This is a genomic window from Armatimonadota bacterium (assembly GCA_023511795.1).
GTDB lineage: Bacteria > Armatimonadota > UBA5829 > DTJY01 > DTJY01 > JAIMAU01.
The window spans coordinates 513,374-535,631 of sequence record JAIMAU010000001.1 but is presented as its reverse complement, the minus strand read 5'-3'; the positions used below and the strand labels follow the sequence as shown (position 1 = coordinate 535,631).

Sequence of the window (22,258 nt, the reverse complement as noted above, 5' to 3'; positions counted from 1 at the left end):
TCCTCCATCCTTTGCTAACATACAATTATGAAGTCTTAGATACTATAACAAGTCCACCATTCGCTCCCGGAACTGCTCCTTTAATGAGAAGCAAGTTCTTTTCGGGATCAACTTTGACGACAGTCAGGTTACGAGTAGTGACTTTTTCACCACCCATACGACCCGGCCTTCGTGAGCCCTTGAAAGTTCTTGCCGCATCCGTCGCACCACCGGACTGCGGTTTGCGATGTATCATTGAGCCATGGGTCATTGGACCGCCATGGAAATGCCATCGCTTAACAGCGCCGGCAAAACCTTTGCCTTTTGAAATGCCGGTAACGCTAACTTTGTCTCCGGGCTGGAAGATATCAACTTTGACTTCCTGCCCTACTTGTATGTCGCTTGTATCTTCGACGTGCAATTCTCGCAGATAGCGCTTTGGTGAAACCCCGGCCTTCGCAAAATGGCCAGCAAGTGGCTTGTTTACTAGTTTTTCTCGAATTTCACCAAAACCAACCTGAACTGCGCTATAGCCTTCTTTTTCAGGTGTTCGTATTTGTGTTACGACAACCGGACCTGCTTCTATCACAGTAACCGGAACGACGACACCTCCGTCGCCAAAAACTTGTGTCATTCCGACTTTCCTGCCCAATATGCTACTAATCATTTCTACACATTCCTCCATTACCCAGGAGTAACCGAGGTCCTGGCTTAATCACTGGGATTACTTCCAGCTTTAAACCTAACCTCGGTTCTCCGCTACAACTTAATCTCTATATCAACCCCGCTCGGCAGGTCCAGCCTCATTAGCGCATCAATGGTCTTGGGACCCGGCTCAATTATGTCAATTAGCCGTTTATGGGTTCGCATTTCAAAATGCTCCATTGATTCCTTGTCAATATTAGGCCCTCTGATTACACAGAAAATATCCTTTTCAGTTGGCAAAAGAACCGGGCCAGAAATTCTAGCGCCTGTACGGCGCGCGGTCTCCACAATTCTTTCAGCAGACTGGTCAAGTATTCTGTGATCATAGGCCTTGAGCCGAATCCTGACCTTTTCCTTACGCATAAACTGCTCCTCCGACCATTACTCAATCAATGCGGAGATGACGCCGGCGCCCACAGTGTGGCCGCCTTCCCGAATCGCAAACCGAAGACCTTCCTCCATCGCAATCGGCTGTATCAACTCCGCTGAAAGCGAAACGTTGTCACCAGGCATCACCATCTCTACACCCTCAGGTAGCGTGATGGTGCCTGTAACGTCTGTCGTCCTAAAGTAAAACTGCGGCCGATAACCATTGAAAAATGGCGTGTGCCGCCCACCTTCCTCCTTGGATAATACGTATACCTCTGCCTTGAACTTCGTGTGCGGCTTGATAGAACCAGGCTTCGCTACTACCATGCCTCGCTCTACCTCTTTCCGCTCTACCCCACGAAGTAATACTCCTATGTTGTCGCCAGCTTGTCCCTCATCTAATACCTTGCGGAACATCTCTACGCCCGTAACTACTGTCTTCCGTACCTCCGGACGTAACCCTATTATCTCTACTTCCTCTCCTACCCTAATCCGACCACGCTCAACTCTGCCAGTTACTACCGTGCCTCGACCAGTTATCGTAAATACATCCTCTATAGGCATCAAAAATGGCTTGTCTACATCTCGCTGCGGCGTCGGTATGTAGCTGTCTATCGCATCCAAAAGCTCCCATATCTTGCCACACCACTCACACTCCCTCTTCGAACATCCACACTCTAACGCCTTTAACGCACTCCCTACAACTATCGGTATCTCATCCCCAGGAAACTCATACTTCGATAGTAACTCCCGTACCTCAAGCTCTACTAGCTCTAGTAACTCAGGGTCATCTACCATGTCAGACTTGTTCAGGAATACTACTATGTACGGCACTCCTACCTGCCTCGCTAATAATATGTGCTCCCTCGTCTGCAACATCGGCCCGTCCGCCGCCGATACTACTAATACCGCTCCATCCATCTGCGCCGCACCAGTAATCATGTTCTTGATGTAATCAGCATGCCCAGGACAGTCTACATGCGCATAATGCCGCTTCTCTGTCTCATACTCAGCATGAAACGTCGCAATCGTTATCCCCCTCGCCTTCTCCTCAGGCGCTGAGTCAATCTCATCAAAACTCTTGAACTGCGCTAGACCCTTCGATGCTAATACCTGCGTGATCGCTGATGTTAACGTCGTCTTCCCATGGTCAACATGACCAATAGTCCCTACGTTTACATGCGGCTTCGTCCTCTCAAACCGCTGCTTCCCCATCTCTTATGCCTCCTTAAAGCACGTCTGATTTCTATTGGACGCGAACTTTGCAATAATACCAGATTAATCCAGAAAATGGAAGACTTTTGCGCTAATTATTCTAGCACACGCCTCCATCTATTATTACTCATCCTTCTCCGGTCAAGGAGAAGAAAAGACTCTATCAAAATTGTGTTTAATCTATTCTCGACTAACGCTTAGCATCAATAAGACACGCCGATGGGTCGTCCTCCGACCTTTACAATCAATTCTTCTTCGACGTCTTTTGGCACTTCTTCGTATCGCGAAGGCTCCATTGTATAGGATGCCCTGCCTTGGGTTATTGAACGAAGACTCGTAGCGTACCCGAACATTTCGGCAAGTGGAACTTCTGCCCTAATTATCTGTGTTCCACCGGGCCCTGGCTCCATACCTAGAATTTGTCCACGCCTGGAGTTCAAATCGCTGATTACGTCTCCCATAAAGCCTTCGGGAGTCACAACCTCAACGGCCATAATTGGTTCCTTTAGGGCAGGCTCTGCGTTTTTAAGAGCAGCTTTTACTGCCATCGAGCCTGCTATCTTGAATGCTACTTCCGAAGAATCCACTTCATGGTACGAGCCGCCGGTTAGTGTTACCCCAACATCAATAACCGGGTAGCCGGCTAATACACCTGATTCAAGTGCTTCTCGAACTCCTGCTTCTATTGCAGGGAAGAATTCTTTGGGGATTTCGCCACCCTTGATTCTTGTATTAAACTTTATGCCCTCGCCAGGACCTAGCGGCTCAACTCTCAATATACAGTGTCCGTATTGGCCGCGTCCTCCTGTTTGTCTTACATAGCGACCTTCGCCTTCTCCAGCGTGCCTTATTGTTTCCTTGTACGCTACTTGCGGCCTGCCGTGGTTTGCCTGGACGCCAAATTCCCGAAATAGTCTATCCAGTATAATTTCTAAGTGAAGCTCACCCATGCCTGAAATTATGCTTTGCCCGGTTTCCTCGTCTACGTGGACGCGGAATGTCGGATCTTCAATGGACAGTCTTGCAAGGGCGGTTGCCATTTTTTCTTGCTCGGCGGCTGTCTTTGGCTCAACAGCCACTGAGATCACCGGCACCGGAAATTGGATTGCCTCCAAAACAATAGGGTGATTCTGCTCGCAAAGCGTATCACCCGTCACAGTGCTCTGCAACCCAACAACTGCCACTATATCGCCCGCGCGGACTTGCTCTATATCTTCCCTATGGTTTGCATGCATTCGCAAAATTCGTCCAATACGTTCCCTAACGCCGCGGGTCGAGTTAAAGACATGAGCACCTTTTGATAAACGCCCCGAGTACGCCCGAATGAAAGTAAGTCTTCCAACATAGGGGTCGGACATTATCTTAAATGCCAATGCGCTGAACGGCTGGCTTTCATCTGGGCTTCGGGTTTCTATTTCACCTGTCTTTGGGTTTGTGCCTATTACTGCGTCTATATCAAGCGGTGAAGGTAGGTAATCCACAATTGCGTCCATCAAGGGTTGGATTCCCTTGTTTTTGAATGCCGCACCACAAAGCACAGGAACTACTTGCCCAGAAAGCGTGCCTTTTCGGATTGCAGCTTTGAGAGCTTCAACTGTAATCCTACCGCCTTCTAGGTATATGTCCATAAGATTTTCGTCTACCTCAGCCAGAGCCTCAATCATAGCCTCGCGATGCTCAAGTGCATTGTTTAGCATATCGGCGGGCACGTCGGTCTCCCTTATTTGAGTCCCCAGCTCATCAAGGTAATGGATAGCCCTCATTTGTAGCAAGTCAACAATGCCCTCAAATGCGGATTCGGCTCCTACAGGGAGCTGAATAGGGATTGCATTTGCTCCAAGACGCTCGCGAATTCGAGCAACTACCCTATAGAAATCCGCCCCAAGTCTATCCATTTTGTTTACGAAGGCTATCCTTGGGACGCGATACTTATTAGCCTGCCTCCAGACTGTTTCAGACTGGGGCTGAACGCCACCTACGGCGCAGAATATTGCAATAACACCATCAAGGACCCTGAGGGACCTTTCAACTTCTACAGTGAAGTCTACATGCCCTGGTGTGTCGATTATATTTATCCTATGGTCCCGCCAGAAGCAGGTTGTTGCCGCAGATGTAATTGTGATTCCGCGCTCCTGTTCTTGCTCCATCCAGTCCATAGTCGCTGCTCCGTCATCCACTTCACCCATTCTATGGATTCGGCCTGAGTAGAACAGGATGCGTTCTGTGGTGGTAGTCTTGCCAGCATCAATGTGCGCGGCAATCCCTATATTTCTTGTCTTCTCTAAATCGTAATCTTTCCTCAATTACTCCACCCCCAATTTGGCTGCTACACCTGGGCGATGTTGCCCAGGGAGCACCCAATGGGCAACTACCACCTGTAGTGGGCAAACGCTTTATTAGCTTCAGCCATCCTATGGGTATCTTCTTTCTTTTTAACGGATGCTCCGGTATTTGCCGCAGCATCCATAATTTCCCCTGCCAACTTTTCAATCATTGTATATCCAGGTCGCTTGCGTGCGAACGTTATAATCCACCGTATCGCAAGCGATAGACGGCGGTCGGACCTAACCTCCACAGGAACTTGATACGTGGCACCACCAACGCGCCTAGGTCTTACTTCAACCACAGGCATTACGTTCTTAACAGCTTGTTCAAGCACTTCTAGCCCATTCTTACCTGTTTTCTGTTGAATGAGGTCAAGTGCTTTATACAGTATTTTTTCGCCCACGCTTTTCTTGCCCCTTGTAAAGAGCCTGTTAATAAAGCGTTGGACAAGGGTGCTGTTGTACACCGGGTCTGGTGGTATCTCACGTTTTCGTGCAGGTCCTTTTCTTGGCATTAGCGTACCTCCAATTTACTTGGGCTTCTTAGTTCCGTATTTGGATCTACTACTCTTCCGATCTTTGGTGCCTGCAGCATCCAATGCCCCCCTTACAACGTGGTAGCGAACACCCGGAAGGTCTTTAACACGACCACCGCGCACAAGGACAACCGAGTGCTCCTGAAGGTTATGGCCAATTCCGGGAATGTAGGCTTTTACCTCCATTCCGTTCGTAAGCCTAACTTTTGCAATCTTACGGAGTGCTGAGTTAGGCTTTTTGGGTGTTTCAGTACGCACGCTCAAACATACCCCTCGCTTCTGAGGTGTGCCTCTTAGTGCTGGAGCCGCACTCTTCTTTTTAACTTTTTTGCGTCCTTTTCGAATAAGTTGACTGATTGTTGGCATAGGATCTCTTCCTTTTTTATTGTTTCTTTTAAAAATTGCTTACTTTTTTAGGCTATTAGCCTGTGAAAAATCTCTCTACAAACAACATTGCCCCTCGCATGCGATTTGAGGGGCAATGAGACATAGACGTCCGCAGTGAACTTTATAGCTATCTATGTGAGGAGATGTTTTCCTCGCATCGCCCCCCTTATATTAATGCGGAACGACAATACAAGCACCTTAATGGAACTTGTCAACTGCCTCGCCGAGAAAGCTAGGCAAAGCAATCAATTCGTCACCGCGACTATTCTAACGAACCGATATAGTATACTAGATGGCTCGTAGTTTGTCAACAATCCGTACTGAAGTTTTCTGTGATATTTTTGTCACATTCTCGCCAATAGCCGAGTCTACCATTAGCAGCAGCACCGATTGTATATTTATATAGCTGCCCCGGCCGCCTCCGCTTCACCTTCGGCTTCTCTGCTGGATGACTCTCCCGATTTGGACTCTGCCGTAGCCGATTCGCCTACAGGGAGAAATGCCTGTGCCGATAGTACCTCGCGGGCAGCGATTGCTTCTTTGCTCTCGGCAGGCTCTACCTCAATAGCACGATAGTCTGGCAAACCAGTGCCTGCTGGAATCAAACGACCAATTATTACATTCTCTTTGAGACCTACTAGGTTATCGCGCTTGCCCTTCACCGCGGCTTCTGTAAGAACTCTTGTGGTCTTCTGGAACGATGCCGCAGATAGGAAGCTATCGGTTGCAAGTGATGCTTCTGTAATACCAAGCAACACCCAATCGGCTGTTGCCTCGGTTCCAGGCGGGTCAAGCTGCCTGACTCTAGCATTTTCGTCCTCGAATTCGAACTTGTCCACTATTTGTCCAGGTAGGAACTTTGTATCCCCAGCATCTCTGATTTTCCTCTTCCTGAGCATCTGGCGAACGATGACCTCGATATGCTTGTCATTGATGGACACACCTTGGGATTTGTAGACGTTTTGAATTTCTCGGACAAGGTAGTCCATAACACCACGTACACCTCGAAGCTCCAGGACCTTGTGTGGGTCTAGAGGACCTTCCGTGAGTCTGTCTCCTGGTTGGACTTCGTCGCCGATGTTGACTTCCAAATTGCCACGATACGGCACAAGGTGGGTTCTCCGTAGCGTTACTGTTTCAAGACCAAGTTCTTTGAGTCTTCTTGCAATCTTCTCGGTTATTTCAGTTCCAGCGGCATATAATACTTCGCCGTCCTCACCTATGATGTCTTCCGCAAGCACCTCGCCAACAAGTGCTGACGGGTTCTCAGTAGGTTGCTTTGTATGTATGACCACTCGTTTGAGACCTTTAGTCTCGATGTCGACAACTTTGCCACCCACTTCGGTAATGATTGCCTGTCCTTTTGGCTTCCGTGCTTCGAACAGCTCAACTACACGAAGCAAGCCTCGAACTTGATCTTCGAGAACCTTCAGAACTGCCTGCACAGCACGCACACGCTCGGTTTCCATTCCTTCGATGCCTTCCTCGAGCGAGATAAGACCGCGCTGGATATCGTCATGAAGCTCTCGGAGGGATTCCTGCTTCTTCTTTTTGACTTCTGCAACGCCTGTGAGGTATTTTCCAGCAACCCCACCCGTATGGAATGTTCTCATCGTAAGCTGAGTTCCGGGTTCGCCTATGGACTGGGCTGCGATTATTCCGACGGCTACGCCAACCTCAACTGGCTTGCCGATTGCCATATCGCGTCCGTAGCATTTCGCGCAAATTCCTTGGCGAAGCTCACAGGTTAGAGGCGACCGGATACCCACTTTCTTGATGCCTAGCTTTTCGATTCTGTCGGCCATGTCATCGCTGATTTCTTCGTTTACATCAACGAGTACTTCCCCCGTGTTTGGATCTATAATTGGCTCAATTGCACATCGTCCGCGAATTCGTTCTGCTAAGGTCTCGACAACATCGCCTTCTTCGATTATCTCGCTGACCCATATACCTTGGGTTGTGCCGCAGTCTTCGGCTCGGACAATTACGTCTTGTGCAACGTCTACCAACCGTCTAGTCAGGTAGCCGGCGTCTGCGGTTCGAAGAGCTGTGTCTGCCAAGCCTTTGCGTGCCCCGTGTGTCGAGATGAAGTACTCAAGGATTGAGAGACCCTCGTGGAAGTTCGACTTGATTGGGAGGTCTTCAATTAAGTTGCCAAATGGGTCGGACATCAATCCGCGCATACCTGAAAGTTGGGTTATCTGCCTTTGGCTACCTCGGGCACCGGAATCTGTGATCATGTATATTGGGTTAAATCGGTCGATATTTTCCAGAATAGCCTCTGCAACTTCTTCAGAAGCTTTTGTCCACAACTCCAAGACCTTTTGCTTGCGTTCGCCTTGGCTAATTAGACCCCTATGGTATTGCTGATTTGTTTTTTCGACAGCTTCCTCTGTGCACCGTATGATTTCATCGCGTTTTGCAGGAATGTCCATATCCGTCATTGAAATTGTCACTCCTGCGCGCGTAGCATATTCGAAGCCGATTGCCTTTAGATCGTCAAGTAGCTGAATAGTTCTATCGGAACCGTAGTGCTTGTGGCATTCGGCTACTAGGTTCTCAACTGCTTTCTTATTTAGCACCTTATCAAAGTTGTGCAGTTTTTCGGGCAGAATTTTGTTTAAAATAAGCCTGCCGGCTGTTGTTACGCGAATGCTCGAATCGCCATTCTCATCTTTGACTCGTACTTTGATTGGCGCATGCAAATCAAGGTGACCTAGCTCGCAAGCCAAAATGGCTTCATCTACGTTAAATACCTCTTCAGGTGGCTCTCCATCCGCCATTTGGGTTAGGTAGTAACACCCAAGTACGATATCCTGAATTGGTGCAACAACAGGATGCCCATCAGCCGGAAGGAAAAGGTTATGGCTTGAAAGCATGAGTATCCGCGCCTCAGCTTGCGCAGTAGCTGAAAGCGGCACATGCACTGCCATTTGGTCGCCATCAAAGTCTGCGTTGAATCCATGGCAAACTAATGGATGTATCTGAATAGCCTTTCCATCTACCAACACAGGCTCGAATGCTTGTATCCCAAGTCTGTGGAGGGTTGGAGCTCGGTTAAGAAGAACTGGATGTTCGCGAATGACTTCTTCAAGGGCATCCCATACCTCGGGTTTCATTCTGTCTATCATTCGCTTTGCTGTTTTAATATTCGAAGTATATTGTTTCTCAACCAGCGTCTTCATGACGAAGGGCTTGAATAGCTCTAACGCCATTTCTTTTGGAAGACCGCATTGGTGCAGCTTTAGATGGGGACCAACTACGATGACTGACCTACCAGAATAGTCAACGCGTTTGCCAAGCAAGTTTTTGCGGAACCGCCCTTCCTTGCCTTTCAGCATATCCGAGAGCGATTTTAGCGGCCTATTGTTTGAACCCACGACCGGCCGTGAACGCCGACCGTTGTCTATCAAAGCATCCACCGCTTCCTGAAGCAAACGCTTCTCGTGATTGATAATAGACTCCGGAGCGCGAATTTCGATGATTTTCTTTAGCCTGTTGTTTCTATTGATTATTCTCCGATAAAGGTCATTCAAGTCAGACGTAGCAAACCGCCCGCCGTCGAGCTGAACCATTGGACGGAGCTCCGGCGATATAACAGGAATCACCTCTAGGATCATCCATTCTGGCCTAGTCTTCGAGCTAATAAAAGCCTCCACAACCTCGAGCCTTTTAATTGCACGAGCCCGCTTCGGGCCTTGTGTATTCTTTATCTCTTGTCTTAGCTCGCGCGCCAGCTGCTCCAAATCAATCTCTCGAAGGAGTTCCTTAATCGCTGCAGCACCCAAGCCAGCCTTTACGACACCTGTCAAATCTTTTCCCGTTCTGGCGCTGACCATCGATAGCAAGCGCTCAAGAGAACGGTATTGATCTTCGGTTATGAGTTGCCGCTTTTCAATCGTCTCGAGGAGTTTCAAAGATTGCATGAGCTCGTCAATCCGAGCGGCAGCATCTTCTTCTTCGATCCTAATTTGACTTGCGATTTCCTTCTGGCTAAGTTCGCCGTCTCCTTCTTCCTCCTCGCCTGCTGCTTTCATTTCTTTTGCAGCAGACCGGCGAATAGAAGCTATGGCTTCATCTTTAGCCTCTTTAATAGACTCGATTTCGGCACTCACAGCCGCTCTAATCTCATCTAGCTCGCTATTGATAAGTGCTCGGTCTACATGTGTGACAATGTAAGATGCGAAATAAATGACTTTTTCAAGCGGCTTAGTCGAAATATCGAGGATTAAGCTTAGGGGACTTGGCACTCCCTTGAGATACCAAATATGGCAGACGGGCGCCGCTAGTTCGATATGACCCATGCGTTCGCGCCTTACTTTTGACCTAGTGACCTCTACGCCACAGCGGTCACAAACTATACCCTTGAATTTAACCTTTTTATAACGACCACAATGGCATTCCCAGTCTTTTACTGGTCCAAATATTCGCTCGCAGAATAAGCCGTCTCGCTCTGGCTTAAAAGTGCGGTAGTTTATCGTCTCTGGTTTTTTGACCTCGCCACATGACCAGGCACGTATTTCGTCTGGTGAAGCGATTGCTATCCTTATCTTATCGAATGTGCTTACATCCGTCATTATTTGCCCTCCTCAAACTCGCTGCTAGGAGTCATTAAAGGCGCTCGGGGCCGCATTAACCCGCGGCGCGTTTCGGTAGATTCTTCTTCGCGGTCTTTGAGGTCTATCTCCCTAGACCTATCATCCTCTACAGTAACCTTGAGGCCAAGGCTCTGAAGTTCGTTGATAAGTATCTTAAATGACTCAGGAACGCCGGGCTCGAGAATGCTTTCGCCCTTTACAATAGATTCGTAAGTTTTAACGCGCCCTAGAACGTCATCTGACTTGATAGTAAGAATCTCTTGAAGCGTGTAAGCCGCACCATAAGCTTCAAGAGCCCATACTTCCATCTCGCCAAATCGCTGGCCGCCGAACTGAGCCTTTCCGCCGAGCGGCTGTTGTGTTACTAGCGAGTATGGTCCAGTCGAACGAGCATGAATCTTGTCGTCAACTAGGTGTGCCAGCTTCATCATATGCATATACCCCACAGTTACCGGCTGTTTGTAGCGCTCACCGCTCAAACCATCAATAAGCCATGTCTTTCCTGTGTTCTCGTCGAAGCCCTTTCGCTCCCATACTATTTTCTTAATCCGCTCAACAATTTGATTCAGGTCATAATCCTCGGGAGCTGGCACCAATGTTGGTTCTCCACCGGTTTCTGCGGCCTTTTCTATCTTTGCCTTTTCAGCCTCATATATTTCGTTATCGATAACAGGTGGCGCACATACATAACGAGCAATGTCTTCCAACTCCTTAGCCGAAAGCTCGGCAAGACTGTCACGAATCTTCGCAAGCACTGTGTCCATGGTATCCTCAGGGGTTACCTCGACATCGAAGCGGAGTTCCGTTTTTACATAATCCGCCAGGATAGTTTGCCGAGCTTTTTCAGCGTATTTCTTTAGCTCTGCAAGAATCTCGGCCTCGCTGGCACCCTGAAAAATGGGATTGATATACGAGCCATTTGTGTTAGCAGCTACCATTCCTAGGTGAGTTTCGAGAATCTGACCAATATTCATACGCGACGGTACGCCCAATGGATTTAAAACCATATCAACTGGGGTACCATCGGGCAAGAACGGCATGTCTTCCTCTGGGACTATTTTAGATATAACTCCTTTATTTCCATGGCGGCCGGCAAGCTTGTCTCCTTCCATTATTTTTCTCTTTTGAGCGACATAGACGCGAACTAGTTGGTTGACGCCTGGCATCAACTCATCTCCTGGCAGTCTTTCTAGCTCACCGTCGCACCTGTCGCACACCGTGCGGTCCGCGCGCTTACTGAAATTGAAGACCGTCTGGCACCTTGTACATCTGTACTTGAATCGGGAGAAAACTTTGGTGTCAATAACTTTCCCCTTTTCCCCGTGTGGCACGCGGAGTGATACATCTCTTGTTTCTTCAGCCTTTTTGCCAAAGATTGCGATTATCAGCCGCTCCTCTGCCGTTAGCTCTCCTTGGCCTTTGGGCGCTACTTTGCCTACAAGGATATCCTCAGCCCTGACTTCGGCGCCAATTCGTACGATGCCGTTCTCATCCAGGTCTTTGAGCATGTCTTCGCCCACGTTTGGGATATCGCGGGTGATTTCCTCAGGGCCCAGCTTGGTATCTCTAGCCTCGATTTCATATTTCTCAATATGAATAGAGGTATACGTGTCATCCTTCACAAGGCGTGAACTCACTAGGATTGCATCCTCATAGTTGTAACCTCCCCACGGAAGGAATGCAACTAAGACATTCTGACCTAACGCTAGTTCACCGTTATCAGTACAAGGTCCATCAGCTATAACGTCGCCCTCACGCACTCGCTGACCTGGCTTTACAATTGGCTTCTGGGTAATGCAAGTAGCTTGGTTAGACCGAAGCATATTGATTAGATTATAATCGTCAATGCTTCCGTCGCGTAGTTGAATACTGATTTGCTCTGCTGTCACTCGCTTTACGATACCAGGCCGCTTGGCGACCACAACCGCACCGGAGTCCAGTGCCGCTCGGCGCTCAACACCAGTCTTTACAAGTGGCGCGTTGCTCCTCAACAAAGGCACGGCCTGTCTCTGCATGTTTGAACCCATGAGCGCCCGGTTCGCATCGTCATTTTCGAGGAATGGGATCATGGCGGTAGCAACGCTGAACACTTGCATCGGCGACACGTCCATGTAATCCACTGCCTTAGCCGGCACCGAAGGATAGCTACTCTCATAGCGTACGGTTAGGTGCGGCACGCTTATCCTGCCTTCCTCGTCTACCGGGGTATTTGCAGGAGCGATATGATAATGGCTTTCCTCGTCTGCTGTAAGGTAGTGTATTTCATCGGTAACTCTACCATCCACAACTTTCCGATATGGCGTGCGGATGAAACCGAACTCATTTATTTTTGCGTGAATTGCGAGCGAGCCAATTAGACCAATATTCGGACCTTCTGGCGTCTCGATAGGGCAAATTCGGCCGTAGTGCGAGTGATGAACGTCTCTGACTTCAAGTTTTGCACTTTGTCTACTTAACCCGCCAGGCCCAAGAGCGCTAAGGCGCCGCTTGTGAGTAAGTTCGGCCAGCGGGTTTGTTTGGTCCATGAATTGTGAAAGTTGGCTGCTTCCAAAAAAGCTTTTTATGCTTGCTGAGATTGGTTTCACAGATAGCACGACCTGCGGGATAATATTTTCTGCTTCCAAGCTTGTCATGCGTTCCTTTGCAACTTTCTCCATCCTGAGAAAACCCATTCGAAGCTGGGTTTGCAAGAGCTCGCCGACAGAACGAACACGTTTATTCTCTAGATGGTCAATGTCGTCTGTTGAACCTACACCTTGGCTTAAACCTATTATGTACTGGATTATGCTTATTAGGTCATCTTTTGTGATAGTACGGCAGCTTAGTGGCAATCTTAGTCCTAGTTTGCGATTTAGCTTATAGCGTCCCACTTTAGCTAGGTCATATCGTCTGGTGTCAAAGAATATGGAATTGAGAAGACTTCTTGCGCTCTCGATTGTCGCTGGGTCACCAGGCCTAATCTTCTTATATATATCCAGTAATGCCTCTTCTTTGTTTCGAGTCGGATCCTGGCTAAGCGTGCTCTCTATATAGCGATTGACCCTAAGCACAGCGATTTCTGGCAGTTTCAAATTTTCAATCTTTCGAGCAACTTCTTTCTCTATCTTCCCATACGCTTCAAGAATCAGTTTTCCAGTTTTGGGATCTACCACTTCCTCTGCAACACGCAGACCAACAAGTTGGTCCCTCGTTGGGTTTTGTATTACCTCTCGTTCTGAGAAGAGGTCCACAATATCGCGTGTGCTATCGCATGGCACCGATTGCTTCTCCACCGCTATTCCTTCCGAGGGCAGTATGGCCGACTTAATTTTTTGCATAATTTCAGCATCTATAATTGTACCTTCGTCAGCCAACAACTCACCAGTAGCTACGTCAACAAGCTGTTTAACAAGTTTGCGTCCCTCAGCTTCCTCCGGCGGAACCATTTCCGTTGTTGGGCGTGCTACTGGGAACATGTTCAATGCGCGAAGGAGAGTGGTAATTGGAAACTTGCGAGTTTGAGTAATGCGCACGGTAATTACATCATTCGGGTCTGTCTCGATATCAACCCATGCGCCTTCATTTGGGATTATTGAAGCGAAATAGAGAACGCGGCCGCTGAAATCCAACGTGTCTCTAAAGTAGACCCCAGCTGACCTGGCAAGCTGACTGACTACAACTCGCTCGGCTCCGTTGATTACAAATGTTCCCTTCTCAGTCATTAGAGGGAGGTCGCCAAGGTATACTTCAGATTCGATGACTTCCTTTGCTGCACCAGTAAGCCGAACCTTTGCCTTTATAGGTGCTTCGTAAGTCATGTCGCGGTCGCGACATTCTTCGATACTGTATTTTGGCTCTCCCAGTGTATAATCTAGGAGTTCGAGCGAAATATTACCAGTAAAATCATAAATTGGAGAGAAGCTCTCAAAAAGCTCCCTCAAGCCTTCTCGTAGAAACCATTCATATGAATTTCGTTGGACTTCTACGAGGTCTGGGATATCGATTTCCTTGAGGATTGCAGGAGTGCGATTGAATGAATATTGGTTCGATCTCATTTGGCCCTCCACCTTAAGACACGAACTGTTATTATAGCAGCTTAAAAATCAATTGTCAATAACTTTGGAGATGACGAGAAAATTTTTTTCAAAATAATTTTGAAAAAAATTAAATAATCGACAAAAGCCGGGAGTGTGAATCCTTTTTGAGAAGGGCAACACTCCCGGCTATAATGAATTTTGTCAAACTAGATTTACTTCAGCTCTACAGTTGCACCCTGCTCCTCTAGTTTGGCTTTAATTTTAAGGGCCTCTTCTTTCGGCACGCCTGTTCTAACTGTTTGTGGCGCGGACTCAACAAGGTCTTTTGCTTCCTTAAGACCTAGGTCTGTAACCTCACGTACAGCCTTGATGACCTGGATCTTCTTTTCCCCTGCAGAAGTTAAGACTACGTCAAATGTGCTCTTCTCTTCTTCAGCTGGGGCAGCCTCTGCAGCTGCTGGCGCAACTCCACCGGCTGGCATTGCAACTGCCGCTACAGGAGCCGCTGCTGAAACTCCATACTTCTCTTGCAGAGCTTTTACTAGTTCATTAAGCTCTAGTACGGTTAGATTGTCTATAGATTCGATGATTTCTTCAACTTTATTAGCCACTGTGCTTACCTCCTATTAGTTTCACATTTTCTTTTAAAATTTCGCCTATGGGCAAATTGAGCGAAAATTACTACCTCTTTAAGCTTGGATTATGCTGCCTTCTTGTCAGCAACTGCCTGTAGAGTATAGACTAGGTTTGAAATCACGCCTTGTAGCGTGCCAACCAAGTTTACTATAGGTGACTGCATACTTCCCAGCAATTGGGCATATAGTACGGGCTTTGCTGGTATCTTTGACAATTGCTCAATTTGGGCAGCACCATACACCTGGCCCTCAATATACCCGCCTTTAATGGCAAGTGTTTTGTGCTCTTTCATGAAGTCGGTTAGGACTTTCGCCACAGTGATTGGGTCATTGTGAACGAACGCTACTGCCGTTGGGCCTTCAAGTAATTCGTCCAAATTAATTCCCGACGTCTGCGCCTGGGCCACTGCTCGCTTAAAAAGGGTGTTTTTAACTACCTTGTATTCTGCGCCTGCCTCGCGTAGCTTCCTGCGAAGGTCGGTAATATCACTGACATTAAGCCCGCGATAATCTGTAAGTAACAGACCGCTGGAGCTACGAATATCTTCCTCGAGCCTTCTTACCGCTTCAACCTTCTCTTCTTTCGGCAATATGTATCACCTCCCTCTTGAAAACCTTCTTTAAAAATTAAAGGGATCGCCGTAGACTGCGGGATCCCTTAAACATCTTTTTGGGCAACTTAATCTGAGTAAAAACCCTTTGCCCTTCCCCAGCCTCGGTAGGCAGGTATATTGCTACCTTTTAAGTCGTCAGACACCTACTGTCTACGGCAGTTGCTAGATTCAGCTGTCGATGTATGTTATCACAACGTAACCCTATATGTCAACGTATGACTTTAATTTCTTCATGAAAATAATAGTGGGCGGCAGGATTCCGCCGCCCAGTACATTCTAACAAGTTCATTTAATTTTAAGGAGTAACTGACCTTCTCTCAGGTTGCGCCACACCAATCTCCGTGCTCGCCACCGGCCGCTCTGGAACAATACTTGGTGTGAGGAAGATTAGAAGCTCGACGTCGGTGTTGTTTTTAGTAACATTTCGGAATAGCGGGCCAATTATTGGAATGTCGCCAAGAAGTGGAATCTTGGTAACGTTAGTAGAATCAGATTTGCGAATAATTCCGCCAATAACTATTGTCTCGCCATTTGCAACTCGCCGCGTCGTCGAGAGCGATTGTTGATTTGTGATAGGGATTTCCGTACCGTCAGGACCTTTTACCGGGTCTCCTTGGTCTGCTACAACCGGCTGAATCCAAACCGTAATAGAATTGTCACCGCGGTTTATTGTAGGCCTCACCAGAAGTTGACTGCTGATTGAAAGGAATAAAGGAACCTGCTGCGTAACAAGCTGCCCTTGTCCTGGTGAGGTTATTATTGTTGTCCAATATGGTACCTGCCTGCCAACTTGGATGGTCGCAGGGACATTGTTTAAAGTAGAGATAATTGGAGCATTTATTATTTTTGCCTTGTTTTGGAGAAGCTTAGTTCGCAATGTCGCCATAACATTGCCATTAGCATAGCCAAAGATAACATTGCCACCAGGGCCAAATTGGGTCTGGAATGACGAGTTAGCCCTTTCAAGGCTCCAATCAATACCGAGGGAAGATGCTTCGGTTGTGCTTATTTCGACGAATTCTGCCTTTATGCTTACCTGCTTTGGTGGCAAATCTAACTGTCTTATCGTTGACTCTAATTCTTCTATACCTTCATCGGTTCCCTTCACGATAAGAGAGTTGTCTAATTCATACGGCATTATAAAATCAACACCTTCAGGCCAAAGACCTGTCTGCTGAGTTGTTGTAGTTTGGCCTGGCGCCTGTCCGGGCTGTGTTTGAGCCTGCCCTGGTCTAGTGTAGGTTGGCCTACCCGGAGGTGATGGTGGTACGCCTTGCGCAGCTTCCAAGCTTACACCAGGAGCTCGCCCTGCGTAATCTAAATCAGCCCTCAGCGATTCAGTTAAAGGCGGAGTTGCATCAACTGGAGGGAACGTTTTGCCGCCAGGAATGTGAACCCCAGGTACTATTTTTTCTTCGCTTTTTGCTTCTTCTGGCGGATGCTGGTATAACCCCAGCAACCACATCATGTCAACCGGCCGGACGTAGTAAAGGGGAATCTTTTCTACCTTTACATTCCGCCGTTGCGGGAGGGCGGCTTCCCACACAGCTGAACCTAAGGACTCGTTGAGTGATGGAGTGCTCGTTTGGGAGGTGGCCTGAACTGTAGCCGACGCTGGGCCACCAATAATATATGTGCCATCGGCTTCCCTTCGGTATGTACATCCAACACTTTCCACGATTCGCTTGAGTGCTGTTTCTAAGGGCATATCTTTTAGTGTTGCTGTTACCTTTGCAGTAGCCTTTTCCTGGTCGGCTATGATAATGCTCTGCTTGCTGTCCCTTGCGAGAAGCATCACCACCTTGCTAAGGTCAGCATCAATAACATCAAGGGTAATTCGTGGTCCTGTGCTCAGATCAACGATACCTTGTGCGAACAAAATGCAGTTTATCCCGAGCAACAAAACTGTTGTGACTACCAGAAGCATCCCGACGCTTTTTCTTGCTTCGGGCAGTCCGCGATTGCAATTCATAGAATTTCCTCCCCCGGTTAGTAGATAACTTGGTTTGAATTTCATTTATTTAACGTATGCCGCTTTATAGATTTTACTTCTATAATACTCGCTCTTAAAAGACATCGGCTCTGACAAGCAAATATTCTTAACGATAATAGCCGCCGCCATAGCCGCCAGTACCGTAGCCACCATAGCCGTAGCCGCCATAGCCACTCATGCCGTAGCTGCCCATTCCCATTCCGTAGCCGCCATAACCGTAGCCGCCCATGCCGTAGCTACCCATTCCTATTCCGTAGCCGCCATAACCGAAGCTACCCATGCCGTAGCTACCCATTCCCATTCCGTAGCCGCCATAACCACCACCATATCCTCCATAGCCGCCATAAGCAGCTCTAGTACCATAACTTTGAACCCCAAAGATATCGGCAAGGTCGCCGACATCGATAAACCCAATCTGCAATTTTCTAATGTCTTTTGAAGTCGTCTGGTCGGTCTCAACTTCCGGAATCCATTCCGTCGGAGCAGTTACCTCGGTGGTTTGCTCCTTTTTGGGGCCAATCATATAGATGCCGTTCTCCTGGCGCATAGTCATGCCAGCGGCTCTTAGCATGGTGTTTAGCGCATTTGTGAATGGAACATCTACCAGATTTACGGTAATCAGCGTATTTTGATCTGCGCCTGCTTCAAAACCGTAGTTTTTTCCACTTCCCTGGAACAACATGTCAATCGCACTTCGAATTGGTGTATCCTGAACCCTTATAGTTACAAGCCTTTCTGTTTCGGTTTGTGCTTGCGCAAATGATGGTGCAGCCACAATTACGGTCAAAATGGACGCTAAAGTCAATAGAACTAAAATAGCTTTCATTGCTATCCACTCCTTTACTCTTTTCAAACTTGTCTTCATATTGTTGGACGACATTATTTGCTAATAAGTTCAGGACCAATAAGCACTAAAATCCAGGCGGCGGACCTTCATAGAAAGCTCCACCTCCGGGAGGTGGAGCTTCCCGGTATGTTGTGGGTGGCGCACCCCCTCCAGACTGCCCAGTTCCTCCGCTTTGTCTGGCTGCTATTGATCCTGCGAGCTGCACCTTGATAGCCATTGGCACACGTGTATCCAAAGTTTTGAGTACCACGCCATCGGGTTCGATGCTCTCTACACGTACTTTGGAGCCACCTTTGGTTACAACATCTCCTGGCTGGACGATTTGCACTTCGCCTTCAGTTTCGAGAATGGCTTTCACCTTGCCATTCCATAATATACCAGCTACGCGACGGAAGGGTTGAGGTGGCAATACTTCCTCTGCTTCTTCTTCCACCTTCTTAGGTTGTATAGGCCTCACTTCTGCTGGTGCAATGCGTATGCGTTGCACAGTCGGCACAAGCGCCATAAGAGCCTGAGTTCTTGTAGGTGGCCCTGTAAACGGCATAAATGGGTCTTTCCGGTATGGCAGCATCGGAGGCTGTTTTGCCTCTGCTACTGTTGCTGTCGTAGTTTCCGCGGGCGCAGGAGAAGGTTGTGGAGCTCCTGGCGCTGTCTGTGTTGATTCGGATGGAGTTCCCATTCCAGGAGGCAACGGCTCAGGAGAACCCATCTGCTGTGGGCTACTCTGCTGCGCCATTTCCATATCAGATTCTGCAGGTGGCGTCCCTCCTATGACTCCGTATAATTTCAAGAACATGAGGGCAACGACTATTATTAGTATCCCTGTACCTGCGGCTACTATTGGCAAATTCTTGCTATCTTGTAACCAAGCTCTTACTTTATCCATAAATAGTACCCCTATCCGCCCGTCGATGTTCCTCCAGCGCCAGCCATCTGAACAGGCGGTCCTGGCTCACCATATGGGAAGATATAGACTGTCAAGCCATATTGGGCGGTCATATTTGGGCTAGGACCAGTTAACGATGCTGGGTCAACCTGCACTAATCTTCCAAAGTTCTTCCAAGACCGAATGTGGTTCATCAAAGTTTTAAAATCCCCTCGCACTTGCAAAGTACCGATTGGAATTCGTATCAGGGTTGTATTTATCGCGTTCGGATCGACTGGGGCTGCTGGCACTTGAACACCGCTTAATAGTCTAACCTTGGTTTTCCTAGGCCATGATTCAATCATTGGTCCAAGAATCTCGGCTTGTTCTTTCCACAAGGCGATCATTCCCTGTGCTCGATCTTGGAATGTAATCGGAGGCATTTTTGTTCGCAGATAGTAGTTATAGCGAGCCAATGCTATTTGGTATTTCGCTTGAGCAGCTGCAAGTTTTCGTTCTACTTGCGGACGAGTATCGGCAACAGCTTTTGCCTCATCATATCTTGTTTGCAAAGCCGCAATTTCTTGGCGCAACTTTGATATTACCAAAAAGTATATCCCTGCAGCGACGGCTATGCATGCAACTATGCCTATTATTATGACATGTATCCTTTTTAGCTTTCCTTGACCCATTTATTTTCCTCGACGACTTGAAATCCTACTACTCTTCACCTTGATAACCAGGAGGTGGCGCAGATTCTGCGCGTTGCAATTCCTCCGTTGTCGGTGCTCCTGGCATGGGGCCGCCGCCCGGAGGTTGCGCAGAAGGTGGAGGCGGAGCGAAGGTTCCAGGCGCACCACCAGTTACTGGCGCACCACCTGCTTGTGCCTCGGTAGATACTCCGGCATATTGAGGCGGCACTATGGGATTTACTAGCCTGCAAGTAACCGTAAAATCAAAGCCCTGGCCACCTCTAGTTACCCCAGACGGATATCCTGGAACTGATGATATGGTTACAGAGCTGAAGATATGGCTTGCTCTATACATATTAAGCAGATATCTCCCACAGTCACCAAGACTTCGCGCATGGGCTTCGATAGAGAGACTATCTGATGATGGAGTAATCGACCTGTAAAGGATGCGCCCATATGTATACCGTGCCAATTCCTCGTATAGATTCGGTATTGCGTCTATATATTTGAGAAGCCCATCTATGAAATCGAGTTTTTGCTGAATTGGCGGGATTTTGGCTTCTTCAGCCTCAACACGCTTTTGAAGAGCAACAACTTCGTCGCGCTTGGCTTCCATTTCCTGAACTTGCAATTGCAAGTCGGCTTTTGCTTTGTTGAGGGTAAACCACCATCCAAGCATGCCACCCAAGACCATTACAAAAGCCAAACCTGCAACGAAGGCAGCCTGACGTACTTTTCGTCTTTCGAATATATAAGGAGGTAGAAGATTAATTTTTAACACTTTACTTACTATTCTCCTATCAAATCCCTAATTGCAAGACCAACGCTTACTGGAAGAACTGCTGACACTTCCTCTAGGTAATCTTCAGACATACCTTTGGGAAAGAACGCAACATTCCTGAGAGGATTGGCTATGATTACTGGGATTGCAAGTTCATTTTCGAGAAATTTATCAATATCTTGTAGCTTTGCAGTTCCGCCACATAGCAAAATCTTTTCAGGTTGTTTTTGGAAGCGGCTAACGTAGTACTCCAATGACCGTCTGATTTCCGCTGCTAGATCTACAAGTACCGGCGCTATTGCATCAAAAATCATCTCGTCAGAGATTGCGTCCTCTGATACTTGCAAGCTTTGTTCGCCGGCAGGAACAAGCATGGATGACTCAAGTTCAGTCGGTTGAGCCATTCCAGTCTCGGACTGTAGATCCGCAGAGAAATCGAAATTCTGCCCGGTGGGCGCAGATGACTCAGGCTCCTCCGACAGGTCAAATGCCATAGACGGCGGCTTTGGCGCTGCCGGCTCCCCGAAATCAACGTCGAAATCCGGAACCGCGCCTGCTTGCTGAGCAGATTGTTGAGTTTCCGGCTCCGATGGGCCATATCCCAATCCAGGAATGAATGCTAATGTGCTTAGATCTTCTTCCTCAGCGGGTGGAGCACCTATGTTAACAGTAGCGTTGGTGCCTCCCACGCCAGTAAGGCCAAATCCCCCTGCTTCGGCGCCGGTAGCATGGATTTCTATTCTATCCAACATTACTTTGGCACGTTGCCGCTTTATGCGTTCTGCCTCTTCCAGTGGTATATTCAACGTATCGCTAAGTGCCCTGGTAATGGCATCGCCTGCAATCGGAATTGTTCTTGGGAATGCAAGTATACCATCTTGGAAAACGGCCATCTCCGTGGTTTCTGCGCCCATATTGATAATAGCTACTGTACCTGCAGCCTCTCCATTGCTGGAAAGGTCTACTAACGACCTGCATACAGCAAGAGGCTCAACATCGATGGCAACGAGTTCAAGTCCAGCTGCAAAAATGGTTTCCACATGAGTATTCACGACTTCCTGTTGGGCAACCGCAAGCAAGACTTCCATGTTCTGGTCGTCAGGAGGCGCTTCGGGTCTTTCAATAGGCTGGAAGTCCATAACGACCTCGCTGGCTGAAAAAGGAACATGGCGCTCTATTTCCCATTTCATTGTCTCAGCCAGCTCTTGCCTTGTCATCTTTGGCACTTCAATAATTCTAACAATTACAGAGGACTGACCCGAGACAGATGACACACATCGCCTGCATTTTATGCCGCTTTCCGACAGCAAGCGTCGAATTGCCTGCCCAAGCGTCTGAGGATCTATAACAATTTCGTTTTCTATTGTCCCTGGTGGAGTTGGGCTTATCCCTAGAGCGGTTATTTGTATACCACTTTTTCCAGGCCTTGCCTCCACCACCTTTATCAAGCTAGAACCAATATCAATCCCAACGGTGGGAGCACCACTAGACCGCTTTCCCATTCATTAACTCCATTGAAATCTAACCTGCCATTCAGTAGCTTTTGCGACGGTTCCAATCACCAAGCGTTTGGAGCCCGGCAACCGCCATTGCGCAAACACAATGATGTTATCACTTCCTGGCAACGTTGTCAATAATTTGGACAGATGCACTTTTAATGCTTGTATCAGTTTTCTGGAGGCATTAAAACCCACTTTTACGT

Annotated in this window: 16 protein-coding genes and 1 other annotated feature; all 16 genes read right to left on the bottom strand. The window is 47.9% G+C overall.

Annotated features, from left to right (window positions below; translation table 11 throughout):
- Positions 1 to 25: 25 nt before the first annotated feature.
- On the bottom strand, positions 26 to 646 hold the full coding sequence (gene rplC / locus K6T99_02180; protein ID MCL6518617.1) for a 50S ribosomal protein L3: 621 nt from the start codon (positions 644 to 646) through the stop codon (positions 26 to 28).
- 92 nt (positions 647 to 738) lie between these two features.
- Entirely contained in the window at positions 739 to 1,047 is a 309-nt protein-coding gene (gene rpsJ, locus K6T99_02175; protein MCL6518616.1) for a 30S ribosomal protein S10, read from the bottom strand.
- A gap of 18 nt (positions 1,048 to 1,065) precedes the next feature.
- Positions 1,066 to 2,268, bottom strand: coding sequence for an elongation factor Tu (gene tuf, locus K6T99_02170; GenBank protein ID MCL6518615.1), 1,203 nt, complete (start codon positions 2,266 to 2,268; stop codon positions 1,066 to 1,068).
- A gap of 203 nt (positions 2,269 to 2,471) precedes the next feature.
- The gene (gene fusA / locus K6T99_02165) at positions 2,472 to 4,571 is read right to left on the bottom strand and encodes an elongation factor G (GenBank protein ID MCL6518614.1); all 2,100 of its coding nucleotides are present in this window, start codon (positions 4,569 to 4,571) and stop codon (positions 2,472 to 2,474) included.
- Between the two features lie 65 nt (positions 4,572 to 4,636).
- The gene (rpsG, locus tag K6T99_02160; protein ID MCL6518613.1) at positions 4,637 to 5,107 is read right to left on the bottom strand and encodes a 30S ribosomal protein S7; all 471 of its coding nucleotides are present in this window, start codon (positions 5,105 to 5,107) and stop codon (positions 4,637 to 4,639) included.
- A 15-nt stretch (positions 5,108 to 5,122) separates the two neighbouring features.
- Entirely contained in the window at positions 5,123 to 5,494 is a 372-nt protein-coding gene (gene rpsL / locus K6T99_02155; GenBank protein ID MCL6518612.1) for a 30S ribosomal protein S12, read from the bottom strand.
- Positions 5,495 to 5,913: 419 nt separating this feature from the next.
- Complete coding sequence (rpoC, locus tag K6T99_02150; protein MCL6518611.1) at positions 5,914 to 10,092, bottom strand: DNA-directed RNA polymerase subunit beta'; 4,179 nt, start codon at positions 10,090 to 10,092, stop codon at positions 5,914 to 5,916.
- Positions 10,092 to 14,147 (bottom strand): DNA-directed RNA polymerase subunit beta, encoded by a 4,056-nt coding sequence (gene rpoB / locus K6T99_02145; protein ID MCL6518610.1) that lies wholly within the window; start codon positions 14,145 to 14,147, stop codon positions 10,092 to 10,094. The genes rpoC and rpoB overlap by 1 nt, the downstream gene beginning before the upstream one ends.
- Positions 14,148 to 14,341: 194 nt before the next feature.
- Positions 14,342 to 14,740 carry a 50S ribosomal protein L7/L12 gene (rplL, locus tag K6T99_02140; protein MCL6518609.1) on the bottom strand — a complete coding sequence of 133 codons (399 nt, stop codon included), beginning with the start codon at positions 14,738 to 14,740 and terminating at the stop codon, positions 14,342 to 14,344.
- An 89-nt stretch (positions 14,741 to 14,829) separates the two neighbouring features.
- Positions 14,830 to 15,357: a 50S ribosomal protein L10 gene (rplJ, locus tag K6T99_02135; GenBank protein MCL6518608.1), complete on the bottom strand. Its 528-nt coding sequence runs from the start codon at positions 15,355 to 15,357 to the stop codon at positions 14,830 to 14,832.
- An 87-nt stretch (positions 15,358 to 15,444) separates the two neighbouring features.
- Positions 15,445 to 15,552, bottom strand: a sequence feature (ribosomal protein L10 leader region).
- 121 nt (positions 15,553 to 15,673) lie between these two features.
- The gene (locus tag K6T99_02130) at positions 15,674 to 17,350 is read right to left on the bottom strand and encodes a hypothetical protein (protein ID MCL6518607.1); all 1,677 of its coding nucleotides are present in this window, start codon (positions 17,348 to 17,350) and stop codon (positions 15,674 to 15,676) included.
- 127 nt (positions 17,351 to 17,477) lie between these two features.
- The gene (locus K6T99_02125) at positions 17,478 to 18,197 is read right to left on the bottom strand and encodes a hypothetical protein (GenBank protein ID MCL6518606.1); all 720 of its coding nucleotides are present in this window, start codon (positions 18,195 to 18,197) and stop codon (positions 17,478 to 17,480) included.
- 85 nt (positions 18,198 to 18,282) lie between these two features.
- Entirely contained in the window at positions 18,283 to 19,104 is an 822-nt protein-coding gene (locus tag K6T99_02120; GenBank protein MCL6518605.1) for a hypothetical protein, read from the bottom strand.
- Between the two features lie 11 nt (positions 19,105 to 19,115).
- Positions 19,116 to 19,775 carry a hypothetical protein gene (locus K6T99_02115; GenBank protein ID MCL6518604.1) on the bottom strand — a complete coding sequence of 220 codons (660 nt, stop codon included), beginning with the start codon at positions 19,773 to 19,775 and terminating at the stop codon, positions 19,116 to 19,118.
- A 28-nt stretch (positions 19,776 to 19,803) separates the two neighbouring features.
- Complete coding sequence (locus tag K6T99_02110) at positions 19,804 to 20,556, bottom strand: hypothetical protein (protein ID MCL6518603.1); 753 nt, start codon at positions 20,554 to 20,556, stop codon at positions 19,804 to 19,806.
- An 8-nt stretch (positions 20,557 to 20,564) separates the two neighbouring features.
- Complete coding sequence (gene pilM / locus K6T99_02105; GenBank protein ID MCL6518602.1) at positions 20,565 to 22,058, bottom strand: type IV pilus assembly protein PilM; 1,494 nt, start codon at positions 22,056 to 22,058, stop codon at positions 20,565 to 20,567.
- Between the last annotated feature and the right edge of the window lie 200 nt (positions 22,059 to 22,258).

Excerpts from the sequence above, each read along its gene's own strand:
- rpsL (MCL6518612.1), bottom strand. The coding sequence starts at position 5,494 with ATGCCAACAATCAGTCAACTTATTCGAAAAGGACGCAAAAAAGTTAAA.
- rpsG (MCL6518613.1), bottom strand. The coding sequence starts at position 5,107 with ATGCCAAGAAAAGGACCTGCACGAAAACGTGAGATACCACCAGACCCG.
- rpoB (MCL6518610.1), bottom strand. The coding sequence starts at position 14,147 with ATGAGATCGAACCAATATTCATTCAATCGCACTCCTGCAATCCTCAAG.
- rplC (MCL6518617.1), bottom strand. The coding sequence starts at position 646 with ATGATTAGTAGCATATTGGGCAGGAAAGTCGGAATGACACAAGTTTTT.
- tuf (MCL6518615.1), bottom strand. The coding sequence starts at position 2,268 with ATGGGGAAGCAGCGGTTTGAGAGGACGAAGCCGCATGTAAACGTAGGG.
- K6T99_02125 (MCL6518606.1), bottom strand. The coding sequence starts at position 18,197 with ATGAAAGCTATTTTAGTTCTATTGACTTTAGCGTCCATTTTGACCGTA.
- K6T99_02120 (MCL6518605.1), bottom strand. The coding sequence starts at position 19,104 with ATGGATAAAGTAAGAGCTTGGTTACAAGATAGCAAGAATTTGCCAATA.
- pilM (MCL6518602.1), bottom strand. The coding sequence starts at position 22,058 with ATGGGAAAGCGGTCTAGTGGTGCTCCCACCGTTGGGATTGATATTGGT.
- K6T99_02115 (MCL6518604.1), bottom strand. The coding sequence starts at position 19,775 with ATGGGTCAAGGAAAGCTAAAAAGGATACATGTCATAATAATAGGCATA.
- rpsJ (MCL6518616.1), bottom strand. The coding sequence starts at position 1,047 with ATGCGTAAGGAAAAGGTCAGGATTCGGCTCAAGGCCTATGATCACAGA.
- rpoC (MCL6518611.1), bottom strand. The coding sequence starts at position 10,092 with ATGACGGATGTAAGCACATTCGATAAGATAAGGATAGCAATCGCTTCA.
- K6T99_02130 (MCL6518607.1), bottom strand. The coding sequence starts at position 17,350 with ATGAATTGCAATCGCGGACTGCCCGAAGCAAGAAAAAGCGTCGGGATG.